Raw genomic sequence first — 4,142 nt, 5'->3', positions numbered from 1 at the left:
TGATACAGTCGGCACTTCTTTTCTTTACTGATGCTCTTACTTTCATCTCGTGTTATCTTTAATATCTATAAGTAATTCTTGCCTTAGTCAAATCGTAAGGACTCATTTCTAATTTTACCTTATCTCCTGGTAGCAATTTAATATAATGCATTCTCATTTTCCCAGATATATGAGCGGTAACAATATGTCCGTTTTCTAATTCTACACGGAACATGGCATTTGATAATGCTTCACTGATTCTACCGTCCTGTTCTATTGCTGGTTGTTTTGCCATAATTAATATGCTACTTTTCTTTTAGACCCTGCTTTCATCAAACCATCATAATGACGATTCAATAAATGGGCATTAATTTGTTGTAAGGTATCAATTGCAACTCCCACCATGATCAATAGTGATGTACCTCCATAAAAGATAGCCCATCCCGGTTGTACTCCAAACTGTGTAATTATCGCTGGAAGTATCGCTAGGAAAGCTAAAAATAAAGAGCCTGGTAGGGTAACACGAGATAAAATCGTATCAAGGTAATCTGCAGTTTCTTTACCAGGTCTTATTCCTGGTACAAAACCACCACCTCTCTTAAGATCGTCAGCCATTTTATTTGTAGGTATTGTAATCGCCGTGTAAAAATAACTAAATATTATAATCAAAACAGCAAACAATACATTATACCATAATCCGAAAATATCTGTAAAAGCAACACCAATCGCTTTGATCGTTCCATTTTCCGAATTCGCCATCAAACCAGGAACAAACATCAAAGCCTGCGCAAAGATAATAGGCATTACACCTGATGAATTTAACTTCAACGGAATGTATTGTCTTGCTCCTGCCACATCCTGAATGTTTCCGGCTACAGTTCTTCTTGCGTATTGCACTTGAATCTTTCTAACAGCCGTTACTAACAACACACTGGCAAAAATAACCAAGAACCAAACCACAACTTCAATCAGGATCATAATCAAGCCTCCGTTAGAGTTCAATCTTGATGTAGTCTCCTGCATAAAAGATGAAGGGAATATAGCGATGATACCAATCATAATTAATAATGATATACCATTACCGATTCCTTTATCTGTAATTTTTTCTCCCAACCACATGGCAAACACAGTACCTGTCGTAAGCAATAGAATTGAAGAAAAATAAAACAATGGACCAGTCCCTAATAAGAATGCACTTTCAGGAATACCTAAACTTGGCAAACTAATCAAATAAGTAGGAGCTTGAATAATCAGAATTGCGATGGTCAACCAACGTGTAATCTGATTAATTTTCTTACGCCCACTTTCTCCTTCTTTTTGCAATTTCTGCAAATAAGGAACTGCGATACCCATTAACTGAACAACAATCGAAGCAGAGATATAAGGCATGATACCTAATGCCATTACAGAAGCCTTGGCAAAAGCCCCTCCTGTAAATGCATTCAATAATCCTAGTAAACCATCTTGGGTTTTATTGGCCAAACCAGTTAACTGCGTTGGATCGATGCCTGGAAGAGGCAACTGCGCAGCCAAACGGTACACGACCATTAAACCAAGAGTTAGAATAATTTTATTTCTCAGCTCTTCAATTTTCCAAATGTCTTGGACAGTACTTATAAACTTTTTCATTTAATCTATATCATTAAATAGTTACAGCTTCACCTCCCGCTTTTTCAATAGCTGTTTTAGCAGAAGCAGTAAATTTATGTACTGAGATATTCAATTTAGCTTTTAATTCTCCTCTTCCTAAAATCTTTACCAGGTCATTTTTACCTACTAAACCATTTTCCATCAAAATTGCCAATGACACAGTATCCTTGATTTTTCCATCATCAACTAGTTTCTGTAAAGTATCAAGATTTACACCTTGGTATTCTTTACGATTGATGTTTTTGAAACCAAATTTTGGAACACGTCTTTGTAATGGCATTTGACCACCTTCAAAACCTATCTTTCTAGAATAACCAGAACGAGATTTTTGTCCTTTATGACCTCTAGTAGCGGTACCACCTTTTCCAGATCCTTCACCTCTACCAATACGCTTACCCGATTTAACGGAACCTTTTGCAGGTTTTAAGTTATTTAATTGCATAACCTTCTATCTTATTTGATTTCCTCTACAGAAACTAAATGATTAACTGTTTTTACCATACCCAGAATCGCTGGTGTTGCATCGTGCTCCACTACTTGATTCATCTTGTGCAATCCCAAAGCATCTAGCGTTAACTTCTGGTTTTTAGGACGTCTGATCTTACTACGCACTTGTTTTACTCTAATTCTTTTCATCACTAAAAATTAACCGTTAAACACTTTTTCAACTGATATACCTCTTTGCTTGGCAACCGTATAGGCGTCTCTTAAATTCAATAGAGCATCAAAAGTAGCTTTCACCACATTATGAGGATTTGAAGAACCTTGTGACTTTGAAAGTACATCATGAACTCCTACTGATTCCAATACCGCTCTTACTGCACCACCGGCAATAACCCCAGTACCATGAGAAGCTGGCTTCAAGAATACCTTTGCACCACCAAATTTACCTTTTTGTTCATGTGGTAATGTTTGGTTGATAATAGGAATTCTTACCAAATTCTTTTTAGCATCTTCAATTGCTTTTGCAATCGCTGAAGCAACATCCTGAGATTTACCTAATCCATGACCAACTACTCCATCTCCGTTACCTACAACTACAATGGCTGAAAAACTAAACGTTCTTCCCCCTTTGGTTACTTTGGTAACTCTTTGTACTCCTACCAAGTGATCTTTAAGCTCAAGCCCGCTTGGTTTTACTCTTTCTACGTTATTATATTTTTTGTACATGGAATAATCTTAAAATTTTAAACCTTCTTCTCTAGCACCATCTGCTAGGGCCTTTACTCTACCGTGGTATAAATAACCGTTTCTATCAAAAGCAACCGTATCTACACCCGCTTTGCTAGCTTTCGCAGCCAAATCTTTACCTACAGCTGTTGCAACCTCAATTTTAGTTCCTTTCGCGTCCTTCAATTTTAATGATGAAGTTGATGCAATTGTTACTCCTGCTACATCGTCAATCAATTGAGCTGAAATTTCTTTATTGCTTCTAAAAACTGATAACCTAGGTTTTGCTGCAGTACCAGAAACTACTTTTCTGATTCTGTTTTTAATTCTGTGTCTTCTTTGAATTTTTGTTAATGCCATAACCTTTATGTATTATGCAGTTTTACCCGCTTTTCTTCTTAATTCTTCACCTACGTATTTAACTCCTTTTCCTTTGTAAGGCTCTGGCTTACGGAAAGATCTGATCTTTGCTGCAACCTGTCCAACTAACTGCTTGTCTAAAGAAGACAATTTAATGATTGGGTTTTTACCTTTTTCAGATACAGTTTCAACTTTTACTTCCTGAGCAATTTCTAAAACTATATTGTGAGAAAATCCTAAAGCTAAATCTAATTTCTGTCCTTGATTTGATGCTCTGTAACCTACACCAACCAATTCAAGTTCTTTTGTCCAGCCTTGAGATACACCTTGAATCATATTATGAATCAATGCTCTGTACAATCCGTGCTGTGCTCTGTGATCTTTTGATTCAGATGGTCTCTCTAAAGTTAGAGTTCCGTCCTCATTCTTTATTGCTATATCTCCGATATTCTGAGTTAACTCACCTAATTTACCTTTAACAGTAACTACGCCTTCTTTTACTTCAACATTAACTCCTTCCGGAATCGATATTGGGTTTTTTCCTATTCTTGACATCTTACTTTCTTTTTAATAAACCAAACATAAAACCTCACCACCTACATTTTCCTGACGTGCTTTTTTATTGGTCATTACTCCTTTAGAAGTAGAAATAATGGCAATACCTAGTCCGTTCAAAACTCTTGGCATTTCGTTAGCACCAGCATATTTTCTCAAACCTGGTGTACTTACTCTTTGAATGTTCTTGATTACAGGTTGCTTTGAATCTTTATCATACTTTAAAGCAATCTTAATAATGTCTTGAACTTTGTTCTCGATGAACTTATAACTAAGAATATACCCTTGATCAAATAAAATCTTGGTCATTTCTTTTTTTAAGTTCGACGCTGGAATTTCCACAACTCTGTGTCCGGCGCTTGCAGCATTTCTAATTCTTGTTAGATAATCTGCGATTGGATCTGTATACATATATAAATATTTACGGT

At 36.2% G+C, this 4,142-nt stretch carries 8 protein-coding genes; all 8 read right to left on the bottom strand.

What is annotated here, in order from left to right:
* Positions 1 to 58: 58 nt before the first annotated feature.
* Genes infA through rpsH form a run of 8 tightly spaced genes read right to left on the bottom strand, consistent with a single transcriptional unit; the run spans position 59 to position 4,125 of the window.
* Positions 59 to 274 carry a translation initiation factor IF-1 gene (gene infA / locus ACR2MV_RS10215; protein ID WP_290289400.1) on the bottom strand — a complete coding sequence of 72 codons (216 nt, stop codon included), beginning with the start codon at positions 272 to 274 and terminating at the stop codon, positions 59 to 61.
* 2 nt (positions 275 to 276) lie between these two features.
* The gene (gene secY, locus ACR2MV_RS10210; protein ID WP_434021812.1) at positions 277 to 1,608 is read right to left on the bottom strand and encodes a preprotein translocase subunit SecY; all 1,332 of its coding nucleotides are present in this window, start codon (positions 1,606 to 1,608) and stop codon (positions 277 to 279) included.
* A gap of 13 nt (positions 1,609 to 1,621) precedes the next feature.
* Positions 1,622 to 2,071: a 50S ribosomal protein L15 gene (rplO, locus tag ACR2MV_RS10205; RefSeq protein ID WP_434021811.1), complete on the bottom strand. Its 450-nt coding sequence runs from the start codon at positions 2,069 to 2,071 to the stop codon at positions 1,622 to 1,624.
* Between the two features lie 11 nt (positions 2,072 to 2,082).
* Positions 2,083 to 2,265, bottom strand: a complete 183-nt coding sequence (rpmD, locus tag ACR2MV_RS10200; RefSeq protein WP_290289391.1) for a 50S ribosomal protein L30 — start codon at positions 2,263 to 2,265, stop codon at positions 2,083 to 2,085.
* Between the two features lie 9 nt (positions 2,266 to 2,274).
* On the bottom strand, positions 2,275 to 2,799 hold the full coding sequence (gene rpsE, locus ACR2MV_RS10195) for a 30S ribosomal protein S5 (protein ID WP_434021810.1): 525 nt from the start codon (positions 2,797 to 2,799) through the stop codon (positions 2,275 to 2,277).
* A 9-nt stretch (positions 2,800 to 2,808) separates the two neighbouring features.
* A complete protein-coding gene (gene rplR, locus ACR2MV_RS10190; protein WP_434021809.1) occupies positions 2,809 to 3,159 on the bottom strand; it encodes a 50S ribosomal protein L18 in 351 nt (116 codons plus the stop codon).
* Positions 3,160 to 3,171: 12 nt separating this feature from the next.
* The gene (gene rplF, locus ACR2MV_RS10185) at positions 3,172 to 3,714 is read right to left on the bottom strand and encodes a 50S ribosomal protein L6 (protein ID WP_434021808.1); all 543 of its coding nucleotides are present in this window, start codon (positions 3,712 to 3,714) and stop codon (positions 3,172 to 3,174) included.
* A gap of 12 nt (positions 3,715 to 3,726) precedes the next feature.
* Positions 3,727 to 4,125, bottom strand: a complete 399-nt coding sequence (gene rpsH, locus ACR2MV_RS10180) for a 30S ribosomal protein S8 (protein WP_434021813.1) — start codon at positions 4,123 to 4,125, stop codon at positions 3,727 to 3,729.
* Positions 4,126 to 4,142 lie beyond the last annotated feature (17 nt).

This window comes from Lutimonas sp. (assembly GCF_051011215.1).
GTDB lineage: Bacteria > Bacteroidota > Bacteroidia > Flavobacteriales > Flavobacteriaceae > Lutimonas.
Note: the sequence above shows the minus strand (reverse complement) of the source record. Positions and strands in the feature narration are given on the sequence as shown.